Raw genomic sequence first — 232 nt, forward strand, 5'->3', positions numbered from 1 at the left:
GCTCCTGCTGCCACCGGCTCGCCGGCTTCCCTTCCAGGCTGAGCCTTTCGAGCAGCAACCGCAATCACCCCATCTATCTGGTCGATCCGGTCGCCTGTACGCCAGCGTCGGGCTGGGAGAAGGGGCAGGTCGAGAACCAGGTCGGGCTGGTCCGAGAACGCTTCTTCACGCCGCGGCTGCGGTTCAAAAACCTCGACGAGTTAAACGCCTGGCTGCTCGACAAATGCATCGC

General features: G+C 63.4%; 1 pseudogene. It reads left to right on the forward strand.

The annotated features are described in order from the left end of the window. A pseudogene (locus AC0L3X_RS47605) lies at positions 1 to 232 on the forward strand (hypothetical protein); the annotation flags it as partial.

It is taken from the genome of Bradyrhizobium sp. MI1.7 (genome assembly GCF_055811795.1).